Here is an 18,073-nt window from a genome sequence, read left to right on the forward strand (position 1 = left end):
ACCGGGTGGCTCGCCGCCGTCTAGCGCAACCGGAGGCGCTGGCCCGCGTTGACGCCGCTGCCGGCGATCGGCCCGATGCCCAGCAGGTCGAGCGCGAGGTTGCCCACGGCGGCGTTGCGCACCGGCTGCTCCTGGTCGTACGACGGGCGGGAGCCGCGGGGGTTCCGCAGCTGGGGGTTCAGCCGGTAGAGGTCGGCGCCGCGCTCCACGCCGGCGCCCCAGGTCAGGAACGGCACGCGGTAGTTGGCGTACTTCGTGGGGTCCTGGTGGCCGCTGCCGGCGCCTCCGTGGTCGGCGGTCAGCACGAGGGTCGTGCGTCGTGCGACGGCAGGGTGCTCGTCGAGGGTCCGCAGCAGGTCCCCGACGGCCCGGTCCACGTGGCGCACCGCGTCGAGGTAGGGCTCGCTCATCCAGCCCGACTCGTGTCCGACCTGGTCGGGCAGCCCGAGGTGGACGAACGAGAAGGGTCGGGGACGGGCGACGAGGTCGCGACGCACGGCGCCCATCAGCCCGGAGGTGGAGTCGTCGACGACGTAGCGGGCGATGCTGCCGGCCCAGGAGCGGTGCAGGATGTCGAGCTTCGACTTCGACACGTACAGCGCGCCGCGGGCGCCGCTGGCGCGCAGCCGGCTGAAGACCGACCCGACCGGGTGCCCGGCGTGCTGGGCGACCGTGCCGCCCGGGTCCTCGTTGACGTCCATGCCGTGGCCGGCCGGCGTCGCGATGCGCCGCGAGGTCAGCATGCCCGTGTGGTTGGGCAGCGTCACGGTCATCTCCACGGCGCTGCGGGCGTTGAGCGTGCCCGCGCCCTCGTCGAGGAGCCGGTGCAGGTTGGGAGATCCGGGCCGCCCGACGCGCGCGATCGCCGCGGGGTTCAGTCCGTCGACCGAGATCGCCACGACGCGGCGCATCCCGGCCCGCTCGGCCGCGGGTCCGGCGGCGCGTCCGGCGGCAGGTCCGGCGGCAGGGTCCGCGGTGGCCGCGGGAGGGGTGAGGGCGGTGGCGGAGCCGGGAACCCCGACGAGCAGTGGGGCGGCGAGGAGGGCGGCGGTCAGGAGCCGGCTGGTGAGGCGCACCACGGAACGGTACGTCGCGCGCCGCCCCGTGGCGACCACCGTGCGCGACGCCGTACGGTTCTCCCGTGGTCGAGGTGGGGGCGGGCGGCGTCGCGCCGGGTGACGGCACGCGGGCGCAGGTCGACGCGGACGCGCCCATCGGGATCTTCGACTCGGGGTTCGGCGGACTCACCGTGGCCCGCTCGGTGGTCGACCAGCTGCCCGGCGAGTCGATCACCTACGTCGGCGACACCGCGCGCCAGCCCTACGGGCCCAAGCCGATCGGCGAGGTCCGCGAGTACGCGCTGGAGTGCCTCGACCACCTGGTGCACCTGGGGGTCAAGGCGCTGGTGATCGCCTGCAACTCCGCCAGCGCCGCGATGCTGCGCGACGCCCGCGAGCGGTACGACGTGCCCGTGGTGGAGGTGATCTACCCGGCCACCCGGCGTGCGGTCGCGGCGAGCCGCACGGGTCGGATCGGCGTCATCTGCACCCAGGCGACCGCCCAGTCGCAGGCCTACTCCGACGCGTTCGCGGCGGCGCCCCACGTGGAGCTGTCCACCCAGGCCTGCCCGTTGTTCGTCGACTTCGTCGAGCGCGGCGTGACGGCGGGCCCCGAGCTGCTGGGCGCCGCCCACGAGTACCTCGACCCGCTGGTCTCGGCCGGTGTCGACACGCTGGTCCTCGGCTGCACCCACTACCCGCTGCTGACCGGCGTGATCTCCTACGTCATGGGCTCCGGGGTGACGCTGGTGTCGAGCGCCGACGAGTGCGCGAAGGACCTCTTCGCGCTGCTGCTGCGTCGCGACCTGCTGCGGTCCGACGCGGCCGGCCCCCCGACGTACCAGTTCCTGACGACGGGCGACGCGGGCGAGTTCGAGACCATCGGCGGCCGGTTCCTGGGCGCCCACATCGGGCCCGCGTCGAGGTTCGACCAGTTCGTGGGGGTCCGGGGCTGATGACGGGGATGCGGATGACGGTCGTCGGCTGCTCGGGCTCGTTCCCGGGCCCGGACTCGCCGGCGAGCTGCTACCTGGTGGAGGCGACCCACGACGACGGCACGGGCGAGCGCACCTGGCGGCTGCTGCTCGACCTCGGCTCCGGCGCCCTGGGCTCGCTGCAGCGGTTCGCGGACCCGCTGGCGATCGACGCGGTCCTGCTCAGCCACCTCCACGCGGACCACTGCCTCGACCTCTGCGGCTACCACGTGCTGCGCCGGTACCACCCGGACGGCCAGCAGCCGCGGATCCCGGTCTGGGGCCCGGCGGGCACCGCGGACCGGATCGCCCGGGGCTACGACCTGGACCCCGACCCGGGCATGCACGAGGACTTCGTCTTCTCCGAGTACGACGACGCCGGCCAGGAGGTCGTCCTCGGTCCGTTCACCGTCACGGCGACGCCGGTGCTCCACCCGGTCACCGCCTTCGCCCTGCGCGTCTCGGCCGGGGGACGCACCCTGACCTACTCCGGGGACACCGCCCCCTGCGAGGGCCTGGACCGGGCGGCCGACGGCGTCGACCTCCTGCTCGCCGAGGCGTCGTTCCGGCACGGTGACGACAACCCGCCCGCGATCCACCTCACCGGCCGCGAGTGCGGCGAGCTGGCGAGCCGGGCCGGGGTCCCGCGTCTCGTGATCACCCACGTCCCCCCGTGGTACTCGGCCGAGGCCGCCGCCGACGAGGCCCGCGAGGTCTACGACGGCGACGTCGTCGTCGCGGCCGTCGGCCAGCAGCACGACGTCTGAGCCCCCGCGGGTCGTCGCGACCCGCCCCCGCCCGTCGTCGCGGTGCCCTAGGGTCGCCGCACCGAGGGCCGAGACCGGCCCGTCCGAGAAGGGGGAAGACGATGTCCCAGTACGGCGACAACCCGCCCGGACCCGAGCAGGGTCCCGCGGGTGGCGGCAACCAGTACGGCTCCGGCCCGTACGGCGACCAGGGCGGCCAGCAGTACGGCGGCCAGCAGTACGGCAACCAGTACGGCGGCCAGCAGTACGGCAACCAGTACGGCGGCCAGCAGTACGGCAACCAGTACGGCGGCCAGCAGTACGGCAACCAGTACGGCGGCCAGCAGTACGGCAACGACAACCCCTACGCCCAGGGCGGCTACGGCCAGGCGGCCACGCGCGGGCCGCGACCGCGGTCGGTCGACCTCGCCATCAAGCTGATCTACGCCAACGTGGCGCTCGGGATCGTCTCGACCCTGGTCCAGTTCCTGTTCCTCGACTCGATGATCGACGAGCAGCTCGCGGGCGCCGGTGTCGCGCTGTCGCAGGACGCCGTGCGCACCACCGTGATCGTGTCGATCCTCGTCGGCCTGGTCATCAGTGTCGGCATCGCGGTGCTCTTCGCCGTGTTCATCGGCAAGGGGGCCAACTGGGCCCGCATCGTCTACACGGTGCTCTCGGCGCTCGGCATCGTGTTCGGCCTCATCGGCCTGGGCTCGCTGCCCGCCATCCCGCTGCTGCTGTCGGTGGTCGGCTACGCGATCACCGTCGCGGCGCTGGTGATGCTGTACCGCCCCGACTCCAACGCCTGGTTCGCCGGCCGCTGAGTCGTCCGCCGGGTCGTCCGCCGGGTCGTCCGCGGGCCGCGCCTCAGACGAGGCCGGCGTCGTGGACGACCATGGCGATCTGCACGCGGTTGGTCGCGCCGAGCTTGTCGAAGAGCCGTGACACGTGGGCCTTGACCGTCGGCACCGACAGGTGCAGCTCGCCCGCGATCTCCGCGTTGGACAGCCCCCGGCCCACGGCGACCGCCACCTCGTGCTCGCGCTCCGTGAGCGCCGCCAGGCGGTGGGTCGCCTCGGCGAGCGGGCGGTCCGGCGCGGAGTCCTCGCGCACCCGGCGGATCAGCGTGGCGGTCGCGGACGGCGACATCATCGGCTCGCCCTCGGCCACCCGTCTCACGGCCGCGATCAGGTCGGCGGGGGCGGTGTCCTTGAGCAGGAACCCGTCCGCACCGGCGGCGACGGCCGCCACCACGTGCTCGTCGGCGTCGAAGGTCGTGAGCACGACCACCCGCGGCGGGTGCGGCTCCCGGTGGAGCGCGCGGGTGGCCTCGAGGCCGTCCATCACGGGCATCCGGATGTCCATCAGCACCACGTCCGGACGCAGCTCGCGCACCCGCGCGAGCGCCGCGCGGCCGTGCTCGGCCTCGCCGACGACCTCGAGGTCCGGCTGGCCGCCGAGCATGAGCGACAGGGCCTGCCGCACCAGCGGGTCGTCGTCGACGAGCAGCAGCCCGACGGGTCTCAGCTGGTCCACGGCACCCACCCTCGCAGCACGAACTCCCCGCCGTCGTCGTGGTGGGTCAGCCGGCCGCCGCGCAGCTCGGCCCGCTCGGACAGCCCGAGGAGACCGAGCCCGGCGCCGGGCGTGGCCGGTGGGCCGGGGCGCACGCCGACGGGTCGGGGGTTGCGGACCTCCACGGTCACCCCGACGTCCCGGTCGCCGGTGAGCACCACGGTCGCGGTGGTCCCCGGCGCGTGCTTGGCGGCGTTGGTGATGCCCTCCTGGACGATGCGGTAGAGCGTCCGACCGACGACGACGGGCAGGTGCTCGGCGTCCACGAGGTGGTCGACGAGGTGGACCCGCAGCCCGTGCTCGCGGGCGGCGGCGACGAGCTCGGGCAGGTCGCAGTAGGTCGGCTGGGGGCGCGCGGCCAGCTCGCCGGACCCGGTGTCGCGCAGCACGCCGAGCACGTCACGCAGGTCGTCGAGCGCCTCGTTGGCCCGTGCCTGGATCGTCGCCGCGCCGTCGCGCAGCGCGTCGGCGTCGAGGTCCCCGCGGATGGACAGGGCCCCGGCGTGCATCGAGATCTGCGAGATCCGGTGGGCCAGCACGTCGTGCATCTCCCGGGCGATCGCGGCCCGCTCGCCGACCCGGGCCCGGTCGACCCGCAGCTCCTGCTCCGCCTCGGCCCGCTCGGCCCGCTGCCGCAGCGTCCACAGCAGCTCGCGCCGGGAGCCGATGTACATGCCCGCCGCGACGGTGGCGACCGTGCCGACGAGGTTGGCGCCGAGAGTCACCCACCAGGGGTCCGACTCGACGGGCGCCAGCAGCGCGTAGCCCTGGGTCGAGGCCATCGTCACCACGAACACGGTCACCAGCTCGGCGGTGCGGCGCCGGGTGGCGACCGAGACCGCGGCCAGCACCGCGGGGCCCGCCGCCAGGCCGGAGACCACCCCGACGACGCTGACGACGAGGAGGACGGACATCGGGAACCGGCGTCGCCACCACACCAGGGCGTAGGCGACCAGGCCGCCCACGAGCTCCAGGCCGAGCATCAGCGTGGTCTCCCGGGAGCCCTCGAGCACCGCCGTCGAGAAGCCGGCGACGCTGATCACCAGCATCACCGCGAGCCGCCACGTGTGCCCCCACCACGAGATCGGCGGCTGCGGGCCGTCGGGCGTCGGGGTGTCCACGGAGGAGAACCTAGCCGTGGGGAGCGGGCCCGGGCACCGGACCGCGGACGTGCGTGACCCCCTACTTTGGTCGCGCCCGAGGCCCCCGGGTCGCGACCTTCAGCCGATGCCGGGCGGCGCCGGACGCGGGAGGCTGGAGCCATGATCAGGGTGGAGAACCTCACGAAGTCCTACGGCGGCTTCACCGCCGTCGACGACGTCAGCTTCACGGCGGAGGCGGGCCGGGTCACCGGCTTCCTCGGGCCGAACGGAGCGGGCAAGACGACCACGATGCGCGTGATGACGGGGCTGACCCCGCCGACCCGCGGGTCCGTCACGATCGGCGGGCACCGCTACGCCGACCTGCCGAACCCGGGACGCCACGTCGGGGTGCTGCTCGACGCCTCGGCGCAGCACGCGGGCCGCACCGGCCGGGAGGTGCTGGCGCTCGGCGCGCGCACGATGGGCCTGCCGACGAGCCGCGTCGACGAGATGCTGGCGCTGGTCAGCCTCGACGAGCGCGAGTCGAAGCGCCGCATCAAGAACTACTCGCTCGGCATGCGCCAGCGACTCGGGATCGCGCACGCCCTGCTGGGCGACCCCTCGGTGCTGATCCTCGACGAGCCCGCCAACGGCCTCGACCCGGCCGGCATCCGGTGGATGCGCGGCCTGCTGAAGTCGTACGCCGACCGCGGTGGCGCCGTCCTGCTCTCCAGCCACCTGCTGCACGAGGTCGAGCAGATCGCCGACGAGATGATCCTCATCGGCCGCGGCCGCATCGTCGCGCAGGGCAACAAGGCCGAGCTGCTGGCCGGCCAGGGCGCCCTCGGCACGCTCGTGCAGGCCGCCGACAACGAGCTGCTCGCCCGGGCCCTCGTCGGGGCCGGCCACGAGGTCGCCCCCGCCGGCGCCGGGCTGCGGGTGTCCGCGGAGCCGGTCGTCGTCGGCCAGGCCGCCCTGGCCGCCCAGGTCGCCCTCGTCGACCTCCGGGCCGCCGAGGGCCGCGGTCTCGAGGACCTGTTCCTCGAGCTCACCGCCGACACCCAGCGCGAGGCCCCCGCCGCCACCACCGTCCAGGGAGGAACCCGATGAGCACCACCACCGCCGACCCGGGCGCCGTGCGCCCGCCCGCCGCGCTCGACGTCTCGAGCACCCCGAAGGTCCCGTTCGGCCGGCTCGCCTCCGTCGAGCTGCGCAAGATGCTCGACACCCGTGCCGGCTTCTGGCTGCTGGTCGTCAGCGGGCTGCTGCTGGTGGCGATCACCGGCATCGTCATGGCCGTCGTCCTCGCCAACGACCTGGGCATCAGCGCCAACGGCTGGGTGCAGGTGATGACCGTCCCGCTGTCGCTGCTGCTGCCGATCTTCGCGATCACGTCGGTCACCGCCGAGTGGAGCCAGCGCACGGGTCTGGTGTCCTTCACGCTGGAGCCCCACCGGCTCAAGATCATCGGCGCCAAGCTCGCGGCCGTGGTGCTGCTCGTCGTCGCCACGATGGTGCTCGCGGTGGCCCTCGGCGCGCTCGCCAACCTCCTGTACGGCGCCCTGAGCGGCGACGACGTGGTCTGGAACGTCGACGCCTCCCAGTTCTTCTGGACCGTGGCCAACCAGCTGCTGTACTTCCTGATGGCCTTCGGGCTGGCGATGCTGATCCTGAGCACTCCGGCCACGATCGCGATCTACTACGTCGTCTCGCTGCTGCTGCCCTTCATGGTCTACAGCGTGGTCGTCGTCCTCGTCTCCTGGGGTGCCGACGTGATCCCGTGGGTCGACCTGGGCTACGCGATGGCCCCGCTGGTGGGCGGCGGCGCGACCGGGCCCGGCGGGGTGGGCCTCGAGGTCACGGGCACGACGTACGCGCAGGTGGCGGTGGCCACGTTGATCTGGGTCGTCCTGCCGATGGTCCTCGGCGGTCGCCGGGTGGCGCGCGCCGAGATCAAGTAGGCGGACCGCAGCGGTGTCGTCGGCACGTCCTAGGGTCTCGCCATGACTTCCTCCACGCGAGACGACGGACGTGCCGACGACCAGCTGCGCGACGTCCGGATCACCCGCGGGTGGCTGGACCACGCGGCCGGGTCGGTGCTCGTCGAGTTCGGCCGGACAAGGGTGCTGTGCGCCGCGTCGGCCTCCGAGGGCGTGCCCCGCTGGCGCAAGGGGTCGGGGCTGGGCTGGGTGACGGCGGAGTACGCGATGCTGCCCGCCGCCACCAACACCCGCAGCGACCGCGAGTCGGTCAAGGGCCGCATCGGCGGCCGCACCCACGAGATCTCCCGCCTGATCGGCCGCAGCCTGCGCGCCGTCGTCGACTACCGGGCCCTCGGCGAGAACACGATCCAGCTCGACTGCGACGTGCTGCAGGCCGACGGCGGCACCCGCACGGCCGCGATCACCGGCGCGTACGTCGCGCTCGCCGACGCGGTCTCCCACCTCCGCTCGACGGGGGCGCTGACCGGCGAGCCGCTGACCGGCTCGGTCGCCGCGATCAGCGTCGGCATCATCGACGGCGTGCCCCGCCTGGACCTGCCGTACACCGAGGACGTGCGCGCCGACACCGACATGAACGTGGTGATGACCGGCGACGGCGGTTTCGTCGAGGTCCAGGGCACCGCGGAGGGCGCGTCGTTCTCGCGCGCCGAGCTGGACGCGCTGCTGGCGCTCGCCGAGAAGGGCTGCGCCGACCTGACGCGCCTGCAGCGCGAGGCGCTGGCGGGGGAGCCGGCCGGCCGATGAGCCGCGTCCTGCTGGCCTCCGGCAACGCGAAGAAGCTCGCCGAGCTGCGGCGGATCGTGGCGCCCCTGGTGCCCGGCGTCGAGGTCCTCGGGCTCGCCGACCTGCCCGACCCGGACGCCTGGACCGAGCCCGTCGAGGACGGTGCGACGTTCGTCGAGAACGCGCTGATCAAGGCCCGCGCCGCCCACGCCCTGACGGGGTGGCCCTCCCTGGCCGACGACTCGGGCCTGTGCGTCGACGCCCTGAACGGCATGCCCGGCGTGCTGTCCGCGCGCTGGAGCGGCCCGCCCAAGGACGACGCCCGCAACAACCGGCTCCTGCTCGACCAGCTCGTCGAGGTGCCCGACCCGCGGCGCGGCGGCCACTTCGCCTGCGCCGTCGCGCTGGTCCACGGCCCGGTGACCGCGCCCGTGGAGCAGGTCGTCGAGGGGCGCATGGCGGGCCGGGTGGAGCGCGAGGTCCGCGGCTCCGGCGGCTTCGGCTACGACGTGCTGTTCACCGCCGACGACCGCCCCGGGCTCACCACCGCCGAGCTCGACGTCGCCGACAAGGACGCCATCAGCCACCGCGGCCGGGCCCTGCGCGCCATGGCCCCGATCCTCGCCGCGGCCCTCGGCTCCTGACCGCCCGGGAGGCTCGCGCCGGTTTGACCTCGACCGAGGTCGAAGTCCTAGCGTCCCGGTCATGAGCGTCGACGTCGTCCCCGTGACCCTGTCACCGCGCGTGCGCGCCCTCTGGGCGGAGCCGCGGGTGGCGACGCTCGGCGTGGTCCGCGCCGACGGGACACCCCACCTGACGCCAGTCAAGTCGATGCTCGACGAGCGCGACCCGGCCGCGCGCCTGCTGGTGCTGACCACCCCCGGCACCGTCAAGGCGCGCGCCGTGCGCCGCTCCGGTCGGGCCAGCATCGCCGAGCACACGCCGGACGCCGACTGGGCGACCCTCGAGGGACCCGCCCACGTCTCGGAGGACCCCGACGACCTGCGTCGTGCCCGGGAGCTCTACGCGGCGCGCTTCGGGGTGGAGGACCGCTGGGGCACCTGCGTGCTCGTGGTGCGCGTCGAGCGCGTCCTGACCGGCTCGTAGGATCCCGGCTGGGCCGGAGTGGTGGAACGGCAGACACGCAGGTTTTAGGTACCTGTGCCCCAGGGCGTGCGGGTTCGAGTCCCGCCTCCGGCACCGCGGGTGGCCGTCGTCGGCGTCAGTCGAGCCCGAGGTCCCGGCGCAGCTTGGCGACGTGCCCGGTGGCCTTGACGTTGTACTGCGCGAGCGTGACGGTGCCCTCCTCGTCGACGACCACCGTCGACCGGATCACGCCCTCGACGACCTTGCCGTACAGCTTCTTCTCGCCGAAGGCGCCCCACGCGCGGAGCACCTGCTTGTCGGGGTCGGACAGCAGCGTGATGCCGAGGCCGTCGCGCTCGCGGAACCTGGCGAGCTTGTCGGGGGCGTCGGGCGAGACCCCGAGGACCTCGTAGCCGGCGGACCGCAGCGAGTCCAGCGAGTCGCTGAAGTCGCAGGCCTGCTTCGTGCAGCCGGGGGTCATGGCGGCGGGGTAGAAGTACACGATCACCGTGCGGCCCCGCAGCTCCGACAGCGTCACCTCGGCGCCCGTGTCGTCGGGCAGCGTGAAGTCGGGGGCGGTGTCACCGGGGGAGAGGCGGTCGCTCACAGGGGCTCCTGTCCGTACGGGGGGTATTGCGAATCGTGGGCAACAACTACTGTCGAGCGTATGCACGTCCCTGACGGATTCCTCGACGCCCCCACCTCGGTCGCGACCGGGGTCATCGCCGCCGGCGGCATCGCGCTCGCGCTGCGCGGCGCCCGCCGCGAGCTCGACGACCGTACCGCCCCCATGGCGGGCCTGGTCGCCACCTTCGTCTTCGCCGCCCAGATGGTGAACTTCCCCGTCGGTGCCGGCACCAGCGGTCACCTCATGGGCGGGGCGCTCGCCGCGGTCCTGGTGGGCCCGTGGACCGGCGTGCTGTGCGTGTCGGTCGTGCTCGGCGTGCAGGCGCTGCTGATGGCCGACGGCGGGATCACCGCGCTCGGCACCAACGTCGTCCTCCTGGGCATCACCGGGGTGGTCGTCGGGTGGCTGGTCTTCCGCGGCGTGGCGATGGTGCTCCCCAAGCGCCCGGCGTCGATCGCGCCCGCCGCCGCGATCGGGGCGCTCGTGAGCGTGCCGGTCGCCTCGCTCGTCTTCACGGCCCTGTTCGCGATCGGCGGCACGGTGCCGGTGAGCGTGAGCGCCGTCGCGACCGCCATGGTCGGCTGGCACACCCTGATCGGCATCGGCGAGGCGGTCGTCACCGGCATCGCCGTCGGCGCGGTCGTCGCCGTCCGGCCCGACCTCGTGTACGGCGCGCGCCGGGTGCTGCCGACCCGCGAGCTCGAGATCCGTCCCGCCGGCCCGGTCTCGCGCGGCGCGGCCGCATGAGCGCCCCGACGCAGGAGCCGCGCCAGCGCTCCCGGCCGAGCGGCCGGGTCGTGTGGGTCGTCGGGCTCGTCGTGACGCTCCTGGTCGCAGCGGTCGTCAGCTACTTCGCGAGCGCCCACCCCGACGGGCTGGAGTTCGTCGCGGAGTCCACCGGCTTCCTCGACGCCTCCGAGGACAGCGCGACCTCGAGCAGCCCGCTGTCGGACTACCAGACCGAGGGCGTCGAGAACTCCTGGCTCTCCGGGGCCACCGCCGGCGTGGTCGGCTGCCTGGTGGTGCTGCTCGTGATGACCGGCATCGCCCTGGCCGTGCGTCGCCGCCAGCGGTGAGCGCCGCCCACGGCCACCTCTGGCACCACCACGGGCACGGACCGCTGCACCGCACCCCCGCCCACCTCAAGCTCGCGGGCCTGGTCGTGTTCATGCTCGCCGTCGTCGCCGTGCCGCGCGACGCGCTCGCCTGGCACGCGGTCCCGGCCGCCGTGGTCGTGGTGGTGGTCGCGGTCTCCGGCGTCCCGCTGCGCCACCTGCTGCCCCGGATGCTGGTCGAGACGCCGTTCGTCGTGTTCGCGCTGCTCGTGCCGTTCGTGGCGACCGGCCCCCGCACCGACGTCCTGGGGCTCTCCCTCTCGGAGCCGGGGCTGGTCGCGGCCGGGGCGTTCCTGGCCAAGGCCACGATCGGCGTCGTCGCGAGCCTCACCGTCGCCGCCACCACGACCGGTCCCGAGCTCGTCGACGGACTGCGCCGGCTGCGGGTGCCGGACCTGCTGGTGCAGATCACCGGCTTCATGCTGCGCTACCTGGAGGTCGTCACCGGGGAGTCGGGACGCATGATGGTCGCCATGCGCGCCCGCGGGTTCGACCCCCGACGTCCCCGCCACTGGCCGGTCCTCGCCCGGTCCCTCGGGGCCCTGTTCATCCGCTCCTACGAGCGGGGCGAGCGCGTGCACCTGGCGATGCTCGCCCGCGGCCACACCACCGAGCGGTCCGCGTGAGCGAGCCCGTCCTCGACGTCCGGGGCCTCGCCCACGCCTACCCGGACGGCCACCAGGCCCTGTACGGCGTGGACCTCCGCGTCGAGGTCGGCGAGCGCGTGGCGCTGCTCGGCCCCAACGGCGCGGGCAAGACCACCCTCGTGCTGCACCTCAACGGCATCCTGGCGCCGGGTGCGGGCAGCGTCCGGGTCAGCGGGCTGCCGGTCGAGGGACGCCACGTCGCCGAGGTCCGCCGCCGGGTCGGCGTGGTCTTCCAGGACCCCGACGACCAGCTCTTCATGGGCACCGTGCGCGCCGACGTGGAGTTCGGGCCTCGCAACCTCGGGCTGCGGGGGGCAGAGCTGGACGCCCGTGTCGCCGAGGCCCTCGCCGCGGTGGGCATGTCCGACGTCGTCGACCGCACCCCGCACCACCTGTCGTTCGGCCAGCGCCGGCGGGTGGCGGTGGCGACCGTGCTGGCGATGCGCCCCGACGTGCTGGTGCTCGACGAGCCGTCGTCCAACCTCGACCCGGCCTCGCGCCGCGAGCTGGCCGACGTGCTCCGCTCCCTCGACGTGACGGTGCTGATGGTGACGCACGACCTGCCGTACGCCCTCGAGCTCTGCGAGCGCTCGGTCGTGCTCGACGGCGGTGTCGTGGTCGCCGACGGGGCCACGCCGGACGTCCTGGCCGACGGCGCGCTGCTGGCGGCGCACCGCCTCGAGCTGCCCGTGGGCTTCGACCCCCGCCGTACGGCGCGGGGCCCGCAGGGGAGTTGATAGCGTGCGCCCCACCTGCCGCAAGCCCCCGCAGGTCCAGTGGTCGTCGCGAGAGGTGTGCACGTGAGCAAGGAGCTGTCCGGTCTCGAGAGCGAGATCGAGTCCACCCGCGAGCGTCTGGCGTCGAACATCGACCAGCTCCTCTACCGTGCGCACCCCAAGACCATCGCGCAGCGCGAGGTGTCGAGCGTCAAGGCCTACTTCGTGGACCCCGCCACCGGGGAGCCGCGCACCGACAACATCCTCAAGGTCGTCGGCGGCGTCGTCGCGGTGGTCGGGTTCTTCGCGGTCGTCCGCGCCGTCACCCGCTGACCGGCCCCGAGCCCCGACCCGAGCCCCGACCCGAGCCCCGAGCGCCGTGACCGACAAGACCCCCATCGAGATGCTGCACGACCGGCTGCTGGTCGAGCAGGACGCCGACGCGGGGGAGCGCACCTCGGCCGGGGGCATCGTCATCCCGGCCACCGCCGCCCTCGGCGGGGCGCGCCGTCTGGCGTGGTCGCGGGTGGTCGCCGTCGGGCCGCACGCGCGCAGCGTCGAGGCCGGCGACCGCGTGCTGTACGACCCCGAGGACAAGGCCGAGGTCGAGATCCACGGCGAGACCTACGTCGTGATGCGCGAGCGCGACGTCCACGGCGTCGCCGCCGACCGTCTCGGCGACTCCGCCACCGGCCTGTACCTCTGACGCGGCGCGGTCCACCATGGCCACATGAGCGCGCTCGAGGGCTGGCAGCAGGGCCGGCACACCGCCGACGGGACGACCCGCGACACCTACCGGCGGGGCACGGGCCCGGGGGTCGTGGTGATCCACGAGATCCCCGGCCTCACGCCCGAGGTCGTCGCGTTCGCCGACGAGGTCGTCGAGCGTGGCTTCACGGTCGTGCTGCCCCACCTGTTCGGCACCCCCGGCCGGGGCGCGGGTCCGGGCCACGTGGCCCGGGCGCTGCGCCAGGTCTGCGTCAACGGCGAGTTCGTCAAGCTGGCCACCGGGACCACCGCGCCGGTGACCGGCTGGCTGCGCTCGCTGGCCCGTGAGCTCCACGCCGAGCTCGGCGGCCCGGGCGTGGGGGCCCTCGGCATGTGCTTCACCGGCGGCTACGCGCTCGCGATGATGCTCGACGACGCCGTGGTGGCGCCGGTGCTGGCGCAGCCGAGCACGCCGTTCCCGGTCGGGCGCCGCCGCTCCGCGGACGTCGGGCTCAGCGACGAGGACCTCGCGATCGTGCGCCGCAGGGCCGCGGCGGGCTGTCCCGTCCTCGGGCTGCGGTACGCCGACGACCCGGCCGTGGGCCGCCGGTTCGACACGCTGCGCACCGAGCTCGGCGAGCGGTTCGTCGCCGTCGAGTTCCCCGGCCGCCGGCACGCGACCCTGACCCTGCACCGGCAGCAGGAGGGCGTCGACGCGGTGCTCGACTTCCTCGACGAGCGCCTGCGGTCCTGACGGGCGACGTCCGCGGACCCCGGGGCTAGCGTCGGGTCATGGCCACGAAGATCAGCCACGTCCTCGCCGAGGCGCGCGCCACGCTGCGCCACCAGCCCACCGGCGTCCGGGTGCGCGCGGAGTGGGCCGGGCTCACGGTGCTCGACACGACCGGTGCGCACCTGGTCTGGGAGCCGCGCCGCGTCCTGTGCCAGTACGCCGTGCCCGAGGCCGACCTCGCCACGGTCGCGCTCGAGCCCACCGTCGGCCGGCCCGTCCCCCCGCCCGCCGAGGGGTCCCTGGGCCCCGACGTCGGCTTCGCCGCCCACACCACCACGGGTGAGGTGCTCGACGTGGTGCTCGGCAAGCTCCGGGCCGAGCAGGCGGCGTTCCGGCCCGCCGATCCCGACCTCGCGGGGCTGGTCCTGCTGGACTTCGACGCCCTCGACGGGTGGTGGCACGAGGACGAGCAGGTCGTCGCGCACCCGCGCGACCCGTTCCACCGCGTGGATGCGCTCCCGAGCCGGCGCCGCGTGCGGGTCGGCCTCGACGGCGAGGTGCTCGCCGACACCCGGCGGGCCGTCGCGGTCAACGAGACGGGCTTCCCCCTGCGTTGGTACGTGCCCCGGGAGGACGTGCGGGTCGGCCTCGCGCCGACGACCACCCGCACCGCGTGCCCCTACAAGGGCGTCGCGTCGTACTGGGCCGCCGCGGGGGTCGACGACGTCGCCTGGTCCTACGAGGACCCGTGCACCGAGGTCGCCCCGATCGCCTCCCACCTGTGCTTCGACGACGCGACGGTGGACATCCACGTCGAGGCGTGAGGGTCGATGCGGTAGCAATGGGGCATGGCTCATCAGGAGAGCACCACTCCGCCGCCCCACGTCCTCCTCCTCTTCGGCGCCACCGGCGACCTCGCCAAGCGCAAGCTCTTCCCCGGTCTCTACAAGCTCGCGTCCGCCGGCCGGCTGCCGGAGGAGTACGTCGTGATCGGCTCCGGGCGCCACTCGCCCGGCACCGACGACGAGTTCCGCGAGCAGGTCCGTGAGGGCCTGACCGAGTCCGTCGACGAGCTCGACCCCGAGGTCCTCGAGCAGCTGCTCGGGCGCATCAGCTTCCAGACCTCCAACGCCGACGACGGCTCCGACCTCGCCGAGGCGGTGCGTCGCGCGGAGGACAGGTTCTCCGACGACGGTCACGGCGAGACCAAGCGCCTGGTCTACCTGTCCGTGCCGCCCGCGGCGATGGACGGGATGATCGCGATGCTCGGCCGCGAGGGGCTCACCGAGCGGGCGCGCCTGGTCGTCGAGAAGCCGTTCGGCCTCGACCTGCAGTCCTCCCGCGACCTCGACGCGTCGCTGAAGGAGGTCGTCGACGAGGACCAGGTCTTCCGCATCGACCACTTCATCGGCAAGGAGGCGGTGCAGAACATCCTCGCGCTCCGCTTCGCCAACGGCCTGTTCGAGCCCGCCTGGAACGCCCACAGCATCGAGTCGGTCCAGATCGACGTGCCGGAGACCCTGAAGATGGAGGGCCGCGGGAGCTTCTACGAGTCCACCGGCTGCCTGCGCGACATGATCTCGACCCACCTGTGCCAGCTGCTCGGCTTCGTCGCCCTCGAGGACCCGGGTGCCTTCGAGGAGACCAGGCTGCGCGACGCCAAGTCGGCCGTCTTCTCCCGGCTGCGGCCGCTCGACCCGGAGCGGGTCGTCTTCGGCCAGTACGAGGGCTACCGCGACGAGGAGGACGTCGACCCCGAGTCCGACGTCGAGACCTTCGTCGCGCTTGAGGCCTACATCGACTCCCACCGCTGGCGCGACGTGCCGTTCTACCTGCGCACCGGCAAGGGGCTCGCCCAGACGCGCCGCACCATCACGCTGCGCTTCCGCACGCCGGAGTCGAGCATCTTCGACGACGGCTCCGCCAACGGCGGCCCCGCCGCCGGGTGCAACGAGCTGGTGCTGGAGCTCACCGACGAGCCCGAGGTCAGCGTCGAGATCCGGGCCAAGCGACCGGGCCCGGCGATGGAGCTGGCCGACGCGACGCTGCGTCTCGACTTCGCCGACGCGATGCCCGACGACCGGCCGCTCGAGGCGTACGAGCGTCTGCTGCTCGACGTGCTCCGCGGCGACCAGACGCTGTTCACCCGCTCCGACGAGGTGGACCGGCTCTGGCAGGTGTGCCAGCCGGTGCTCGACAACCGGCCCGAGGTGCAGCCGTACGCGGTGGGCTCCTGGGGTCCGCAGGCCGCGGTCGACCTGCCCCGTGGGGCCTGGCACCTGCGGTGAGTCCCCGGACGACGGTCGGCAACGACCGGCCGTGGACCCCGATCGAGGGGCACGGCCTGATCGGTGACATGCGCTCCTGCGCGCTCGTGGACACCGAGGGCACGATCGACTGGTTCTGCGCGCCCCGCTTCGACTCGCCCAGCGTGTTCGGGTCGATCCTCGACCCCGAGCAGGGCGGGCAGTGGCGGCTCGCGCCGGCCGAGGGCACGCCCACCACCCAGCAGTACTACTTCCCGGACTCCAACATCCTCGTCACCCGGTTCCTCACCGACGAGGGCGTCGCCGAGGTCCACGACTTCATGCCCGTGCTCGCCTCGCACGACGCGGAGCACCGCCAGCGCGTCGTACGACGGGTGGTCGCGGTCCGGGGCTCGGTGCGGATGCGGATGCGGATGTCCGCCCGCCCCGACTACGCCCGCTCCGAGGTGGTGCCCGAGCAGCACGACACCGGCGTCCGGGTCGTCGACGGCGACCTCGCGCTCGGGCTGAGCGCGTCGGTCGACCTCGAGGTCTCCGGGCGCGACGTCGTCGCCGACGTCGCCCTCGACCCGGGGGAGTCCGCGCTGTTCGTGCTCGAGGTCCTCGCCCCGGGCGAGGAGATGCGCGGCAGCGCCGACCACGAGGTCGACGAGCTGTTCGACCGCACGGCGGCGTTCTGGCGCGCCTGGCTCTCGCAGTCGTCCTACACGGGGCGGTGGCGGGAGATGGTCGACCGCTCGGCGCTGACGCTCAAGCTGCTCACCCACGAGCCGACCGGCGCGATCATCGCGGCGCCGACGTGCAGCCTGCCCGAGGAGATCGGCGGGGGTCGCAACTGGGACTACCGCTACGTGTGGATGCGCGACGCGGCGTTCAGCCTCTACGCGCTGCTGCGCCTGGGCTTCACCGACGAGGCGGGGGCATTCGTCGAGTGGCTCTCCGAGCGCCTCGGTGAGCGCGGGGCGGGCAGCGAGGAGCTGGGGCCCCTGCGGGTGCTCTACACCATCGACGGCGAGGTCCCGGTGACCGAGCACGAGCTGGACCACCTGTCGGGCTACCGGGACTCGCGCCCGGTGCGCGTCGGCAACGCCGCGGTGGACCAGCTGCAGCTGGACATCTACGGCGAGCTGATCGACTCCGTCTACCTGTTCAACAAGTACGGGCCCGGCATCAGCCACGACGCCTGGAGCGACCTGCTGGTCATCGTGCAGTGGCTGATGGAGCACTGGGACGACGACGACGCGGGCATGTGGGAGATCCGCGACGACCCGAAGCCGCACACGACCTCGCGCCTGATGGCGTGGGTGGCCATCGAGCGGATGATCCGGGTCGCACGGCAGCGGGGCCTGCCCGGTGACGTGCCGGAGTGGTCGCGGGTGCGCGACGAGATCTACCACCGGATCCAGACGGAGAGCTGGGACCCCGACATCGGGGCCTACATGCAGTACGAGGGCTCCGACGTGCTCGACGCCGGCGTGCTGCTGATGCCGATGGTGAAGTTCTGCGCGCCGAGCGACCCGCGCTTCCTCTCGACGCTGAGGGTGGTGGAGGAGCGGCTCGTCTCCGACAGCCTGGTCTTCCGCTACGACCTGGACCACGCCACCGACGGGCTCGAGGGCGAGGAGGGCACCTTCTCGCTGTGCTCGTTCTGGTACGTCGAGGCGCTGACCCGGGTGGGCCGGCTCGACGAGGCCCGGCTGGCGCTGGAGAAGATGTTCACCTACGCCAACCACCTCGGGCTCTACGCCGAGCAGATCGGGCTCACCGGTGAGCAGCTGGGCAACTTCCCGCAGGCGTTCACGCACCTGTCGCTGATCAGCGCCGCGATCAACCTGGACCACCAGCTCGGGTGACCGGGGCTGATTTCTGCGCGGTGGCGCCCGACTGTTAGAGTTCTCGACGGCTCATCAGCCGGGCGCCATTAGCTCAATTGGTAGAGCAGCTGACTCTTAATCAGCGGGTTGTAGGTTCAAGTCCTACATGGCGTACACGTCGCGTCGACGGGCCCG

At 73.6% G+C, this 18,073-nt stretch carries 22 protein-coding genes and 2 tRNA genes; 20 read left to right on the forward strand and 4 right to left on the reverse strand.

Annotation, left to right across the window (positions count from 1 at the left end; translation table 11 throughout):
- Positions 1 to 20: 20 nt before the first annotated feature.
- A complete protein-coding gene (locus ABD158_RS10610) occupies positions 21 to 1,076 on the reverse strand; it encodes an alkaline phosphatase family protein (protein ID WP_344006899.1) in 1,056 nt (351 codons plus the stop codon).
- Positions 1,077 to 1,150: 74 nt separating this feature from the next.
- On the opposite strand from ABD158_RS10610, the gene murI reads away from it, so the two are divergent.
- The 3 genes from murI to ABD158_RS10625 all read left to right on the forward strand — a co-directional run bounded on the left by murI (position 1,151) and on the right by ABD158_RS10625 (position 3,605).
- Positions 1,151 to 2,014: a glutamate racemase gene (gene murI, locus ABD158_RS10615; RefSeq protein ID WP_344007027.1), complete on the forward strand. Its 864-nt coding sequence runs from the start codon at positions 1,151 to 1,153 to the stop codon at positions 2,012 to 2,014.
- A gap of 14 nt (positions 2,015 to 2,028) precedes the next feature.
- Positions 2,029 to 2,799 carry an MBL fold metallo-hydrolase gene (locus ABD158_RS10620; protein ID WP_344006901.1) on the forward strand — a complete coding sequence of 257 codons (771 nt, stop codon included), beginning with the start codon at positions 2,029 to 2,031 and terminating at the stop codon, positions 2,797 to 2,799.
- A 101-nt stretch (positions 2,800 to 2,900) separates the two neighbouring features.
- Positions 2,901 to 3,605, forward strand: coding sequence for a hypothetical protein (locus ABD158_RS10625; protein WP_344006903.1), 705 nt, complete (start codon positions 2,901 to 2,903; stop codon positions 3,603 to 3,605).
- A 43-nt stretch (positions 3,606 to 3,648) separates the two neighbouring features.
- On the opposite strand, the gene ABD158_RS10630 is transcribed toward ABD158_RS10625, so the two are convergent.
- Both ABD158_RS10630 and ABD158_RS10635 read right to left on the reverse strand, forming a co-directional pair.
- Positions 3,649 to 4,317, reverse strand: a complete 669-nt coding sequence (locus tag ABD158_RS10630; RefSeq protein ID WP_344006905.1) for a response regulator — start codon at positions 4,315 to 4,317, stop codon at positions 3,649 to 3,651.
- Positions 4,305 to 5,477, reverse strand: coding sequence for a sensor histidine kinase (locus ABD158_RS10635; protein WP_344006907.1), 1,173 nt, complete (start codon positions 5,475 to 5,477; stop codon positions 4,305 to 4,307). The genes ABD158_RS10630 and ABD158_RS10635 overlap by 13 nt, the downstream gene beginning before the upstream one ends.
- Positions 5,478 to 5,618: 141 nt before the next feature.
- On the opposite strand from ABD158_RS10635, the gene ABD158_RS10640 reads away from it, so the two are divergent.
- The 6 genes from ABD158_RS10640 (at position 5,619) to ABD158_RS10665 (ending at position 9,364) form a co-directional block, all read left to right on the forward strand.
- The gene (locus tag ABD158_RS10640; RefSeq protein WP_344006909.1) at positions 5,619 to 6,548 is read left to right on the forward strand and encodes an ABC transporter ATP-binding protein; all 930 of its coding nucleotides are present in this window, start codon (positions 5,619 to 5,621) and stop codon (positions 6,546 to 6,548) included.
- Positions 6,545 to 7,399, forward strand: coding sequence for an ABC transporter permease (locus tag ABD158_RS10645; protein ID WP_344006911.1), 855 nt, complete (start codon positions 6,545 to 6,547; stop codon positions 7,397 to 7,399). The genes ABD158_RS10640 and ABD158_RS10645 overlap by 4 nt, the downstream gene beginning before the upstream one ends.
- Before the next feature lie 42 nt (positions 7,400 to 7,441).
- The gene (gene rph, locus ABD158_RS10650; protein ID WP_344006913.1) at positions 7,442 to 8,185 is read left to right on the forward strand and encodes a ribonuclease PH; all 744 of its coding nucleotides are present in this window, start codon (positions 7,442 to 7,444) and stop codon (positions 8,183 to 8,185) included.
- The gene (locus ABD158_RS10655; protein ID WP_344006915.1) at positions 8,182 to 8,808 is read left to right on the forward strand and encodes a non-canonical purine NTP pyrophosphatase; all 627 of its coding nucleotides are present in this window, start codon (positions 8,182 to 8,184) and stop codon (positions 8,806 to 8,808) included. The genes rph and ABD158_RS10655 overlap by 4 nt, the downstream gene beginning before the upstream one ends.
- Positions 8,809 to 8,869: 61 nt before the next feature.
- Entirely contained in the window at positions 8,870 to 9,271 is a 402-nt protein-coding gene (locus ABD158_RS10660) for a pyridoxamine 5'-phosphate oxidase family protein (protein WP_344006917.1), read from the forward strand.
- Between the two features lie 12 nt (positions 9,272 to 9,283).
- Positions 9,284 to 9,364: transfer RNA gene (locus ABD158_RS10665), tRNA-Leu, on the forward strand.
- Between the two features lie 22 nt (positions 9,365 to 9,386).
- Here the strand turns inward: ABD158_RS10665 and bcp are convergent.
- Positions 9,387 to 9,857, reverse strand: a complete 471-nt coding sequence (bcp, locus tag ABD158_RS10670) for a thioredoxin-dependent thiol peroxidase (protein ID WP_344006919.1) — start codon at positions 9,855 to 9,857, stop codon at positions 9,387 to 9,389.
- Positions 9,858 to 9,917: 60 nt separating this feature from the next.
- Between bcp and ABD158_RS10675 the strand changes: the two genes are divergently transcribed.
- The 11 genes from ABD158_RS10675 to ABD158_RS10725 all read left to right on the forward strand — a co-directional run bounded on the left by ABD158_RS10675 (position 9,918) and on the right by ABD158_RS10725 (position 18,052).
- Complete coding sequence (locus tag ABD158_RS10675; RefSeq protein WP_344006921.1) at positions 9,918 to 10,625, forward strand: energy-coupling factor ABC transporter permease; 708 nt, start codon at positions 9,918 to 9,920, stop codon at positions 10,623 to 10,625.
- A complete protein-coding gene (locus ABD158_RS10680) occupies positions 10,622 to 10,954 on the forward strand; it encodes a PDGLE domain-containing protein (RefSeq protein WP_344006923.1) in 333 nt (110 codons plus the stop codon). Before ABD158_RS10675 ends, ABD158_RS10680 begins: the two co-directional genes overlap by 4 nt.
- Positions 10,951 to 11,619, forward strand: a complete 669-nt coding sequence (cbiQ, locus tag ABD158_RS10685; RefSeq protein ID WP_344006925.1) for a cobalt ECF transporter T component CbiQ — start codon at positions 10,951 to 10,953, stop codon at positions 11,617 to 11,619. The genes ABD158_RS10680 and cbiQ overlap by 4 nt, the downstream gene beginning before the upstream one ends.
- Positions 11,616 to 12,377, forward strand: a complete 762-nt coding sequence (locus ABD158_RS10690) for an energy-coupling factor ABC transporter ATP-binding protein (protein ID WP_344006927.1) — start codon at positions 11,616 to 11,618, stop codon at positions 12,375 to 12,377. Before cbiQ ends, ABD158_RS10690 begins: the two co-directional genes overlap by 4 nt.
- 63 nt (positions 12,378 to 12,440) lie before the next feature.
- Positions 12,441 to 12,689, forward strand: a complete 249-nt coding sequence (locus tag ABD158_RS10695) for a DUF3618 domain-containing protein (RefSeq protein WP_344006929.1) — start codon at positions 12,441 to 12,443, stop codon at positions 12,687 to 12,689.
- A gap of 46 nt (positions 12,690 to 12,735) precedes the next feature.
- Positions 12,736 to 13,062, forward strand: coding sequence for a GroES family chaperonin (locus ABD158_RS10700; RefSeq protein ID WP_425573180.1), 327 nt, complete (start codon positions 12,736 to 12,738; stop codon positions 13,060 to 13,062).
- 24 nt (positions 13,063 to 13,086) lie between these two features.
- Positions 13,087 to 13,818, forward strand: a complete 732-nt coding sequence (locus ABD158_RS10705; RefSeq protein WP_344006931.1) for a dienelactone hydrolase family protein — start codon at positions 13,087 to 13,089, stop codon at positions 13,816 to 13,818.
- Between the two features lie 38 nt (positions 13,819 to 13,856).
- Entirely contained in the window at positions 13,857 to 14,621 is a 765-nt protein-coding gene (locus ABD158_RS10710) for a DUF427 domain-containing protein (RefSeq protein ID WP_344006934.1), read from the forward strand.
- Positions 14,622 to 14,645: 24 nt separating this feature from the next.
- Positions 14,646 to 16,085 (forward strand): glucose-6-phosphate dehydrogenase, encoded by a 1,440-nt coding sequence (zwf, locus tag ABD158_RS10715; protein WP_344006936.1) that lies wholly within the window; start codon positions 14,646 to 14,648, stop codon positions 16,083 to 16,085.
- Positions 16,082 to 17,917 carry a glycoside hydrolase family 15 protein gene (locus ABD158_RS10720; RefSeq protein ID WP_344006938.1) on the forward strand — a complete coding sequence of 612 codons (1,836 nt, stop codon included), beginning with the start codon at positions 16,082 to 16,084 and terminating at the stop codon, positions 17,915 to 17,917. The genes zwf and ABD158_RS10720 overlap by 4 nt, the downstream gene beginning before the upstream one ends.
- Positions 17,918 to 17,979: 62 nt before the next feature.
- Positions 17,980 to 18,052, forward strand: a tRNA-Lys gene (locus ABD158_RS10725).
- The last annotated feature ends 21 nt before the right edge of the window (positions 18,053 to 18,073 follow it).

Source organism: Nocardioides lentus, from assembly GCF_039529515.1.
Lineage (GTDB): Bacteria > Actinomycetota > Actinomycetes > Propionibacteriales > Nocardioidaceae > Nocardioides > Nocardioides lentus.